The organism is Kitasatospora sp. NPDC093558 (assembly GCF_040683475.1).
In the GTDB taxonomy this organism is placed as follows: domain Bacteria; phylum Actinomycetota; class Actinomycetes; order Streptomycetales; family Streptomycetaceae; genus Kitasatospora.
In genome coordinates this window covers 1-2177 of record NZ_JBFBDY010000896.1, presented here as the reverse complement: position 1 = coordinate 2177, position 2177 = coordinate 1, and the positions used below count along the sequence as shown (strand labels likewise).

Annotated in this window: 2 protein-coding genes and 1 pseudogene; all 3 read left to right on the top strand. The window is 74.0% G+C overall.

Annotation, left to right across the window (positions count from 1 at the left end; translation table 11 throughout):
• Positions 1-89: 89 nt before the first annotated feature.
• Positions 90-770, top strand: a pseudogene (map, locus tag AB0O00_RS36660) (type I methionyl aminopeptidase); the annotation flags it as partial.
• 134 nt (positions 771-904) lie between these two features.
• The gene (locus AB0O00_RS36655) at positions 905-1597 is read left to right on the top strand and encodes an HAD-IA family hydrolase (protein ID WP_363659030.1); all 693 of its coding nucleotides are present in this window, start codon (positions 905-907) and stop codon (positions 1595-1597) included.
• A gap of 56 nt (positions 1598-1653) precedes the next feature.
• Entirely contained in the window at positions 1654-2079 is a 426-nt protein-coding gene (locus AB0O00_RS36650; protein WP_363659029.1) for an acyl-CoA thioesterase, read from the top strand.
• Positions 2080-2177: the final 98 nt, after the last annotated feature.

Below are 2177 nucleotides of genomic sequence, written 5' to 3'. Positions count from 1 at the left end.
CTCGACGACCCGGAGCACGCCCGGCTGCGCCGCATGGTCACCGGGGACTTCCTGGTCAAGCGGGTCGAGGCGATGCGGCCCGAGATCCAGCAGCGGCCGTCGGGGTGAGCCTGCTGGAGCTGGACGAGGTCGCGCGGGGTGTGCTGCGGGCGGCCGGGGCCACGTCGCCGTTCCTCGGGTACCGGCCCTCGTTCGCGCCCGTGCCGTTCCCGGCCGTCATCTGCGCCTCCGTGAACGACGCCGTCGTCCACGGCATCCCGGACGGCTACCGGCTGCGCGACGGCGACCTCGTGAGCATCGACTGCGGCGCCGTCCTCGACGGCTGGGCGGGCGACGCGGCCGTCAGCTTCAGCGTCGGCACCGCCCGCCCCGAGGACACCGCGCTGATCGACACCGCCCGCCGCGCCCTGGAGGCCGGGATCGCCGCCGCCGTCGTCGGCAACCGCACCGGCGACATCGGGCACGCGATCGGTGCCGTCGCCCGCAGCGGCCGCTACGGCCTGCTGGACGGCTACGGCGGCCACGGCATCGGTCGCCGCATGCACGAGGACCCGCACGTACCCAACGAGGGCCGCCCCGGCCGGGGTTACCCGCTGCGCCCGGGCCTGGTGCTGGCCATCGAGCCCATGCTGATCGTCGGCGGCCGGGACGACTACGCCACCGACCCCGACGGCTGGACGCTCCGCACCACCGACGGCGCCCGCGCCGCCCACGTCGAGCACACCGTCGCCATCACCGAGGACGGCCCGCGGATCCTCACCCTCCCGTGAGGCGGGACATGTCCGCCCGCTGAACGTCCGCCGTCGAACCGCCGCGCACCGCCCGGCCCGTGACCGGTGCCCGGTAGTCTCGGCGACGTGACCAAAGGCATGACCACAGGCATGACCGAGGGGTGACCGAAGGCATGACCAAAGGCGTGATGTTCGACTTCTCCGGGACGCTCTTCCGCGTCGTCTCCACCGCCCGGTGGCTCGACGCCCACACCGCCGCCACCGGCCTGGCCCTGCCCGACCACGAGCGGGCCGAACTGGTCGCCCGCCTGGAGGAGTTCGGCGCCCTGCCGGGCGGCGTGGCGCCGCGGCGGATCCCGCCCGACGTCCAGGAGTCCTGGGACGACCGGGACTTGAGCGCCGAGCTGCACCGGGCCGCGTACACCGCGCTGGCCCGCGCCGCCGAGCCGCCCGCCGGGCTCGACGTCGACGCCCTCTACGACACGCACATGGCCCCGGCCAGCTGGCAGCCCTACCCCGACGCCGAGCCGACGCTGCGCGAACTGCGCCGCCGCGGCATCCCGGTGGCCGTGGTCAGCAACATCGGCTGGGACCTGCGCCCGGTCTTCCGCGCCCACGGCCTGGACGAACTGGTCGACGCCTACGTCCTGTCCGTCGAGGTCGGCGCGCAGAAGCCGGACCCGGCGATCTTCGAGGCGGCCTGCGCACAGCTCGGCCTCGCGCCGGCCGACGTCCTGATGGTCGGCGACGACCGCACCTGCGACGGCGGCGCGACGGCCCTCGGCTGCGCGTTCCACCCCGTCGACCACCTGCCGGTCGACCGCCGCCCGGCCGCCCTGGCCCCGCTCCTCGACCTCCTGCCGTGAGCCTCGTGACCGACACCACACGGCACCCCCACCGACCCCGGAGTAGCGTGCCGACCATGACCGATCAGGACTTCACGACGCGGGTGACCGTCCGCGGATACGAGACCGACACCCAGGGCCACCTCAACCAGTCCGTCTACCTCCAGTACGCCGAGCACGCCCGCTGGGAGTACCTCCTGGCCGCCGGCATCCGCCAGGCCGAGCTGGTCGCCAAAGGCGTGGGCCCGGTGGTGCTGGAGACGACGATCAAGTACCTGCGCGAGCTGCGTGCCGGCGACACCGTGGACGTGAGCTGCGCGTTCGTGTGGCGCGACGGCAAGACCTTCCAGGTCGTGCAGCGCATCACCCGCACCGACGGCGTGCTCGCGGCCGAGGTCACCGGCGTCGGCGGCATCCTCGACCTGACGGAGCGCCGGCTGGTCGCCGACCCGCGCGAGGCGCTGCGCGCCGCCGCCTCCGACCCGGCGCTGCTCGGCCTCTAGACCCAACGCCGTTCAGTTAGGCGTGGCGCTCGTCTGTCAAGGCCGCTGGGCAAAGCAGCGGAGCTGCCGTAGAAGAGGTTTGTCCTCCAAGACATCCT

Excerpts from the sequence above, each read along its gene's own strand:
- AB0O00_RS36655 (WP_363659030.1), top strand. The coding sequence starts at position 905 with ATGACCAAAGGCGTGATGTTCGACTTCTCCGGGACGCTCTTCCGCGTC.
- AB0O00_RS36650 (WP_363659029.1), top strand. The coding sequence starts at position 1,654 with ATGACCGATCAGGACTTCACGACGCGGGTGACCGTCCGCGGATACGAG.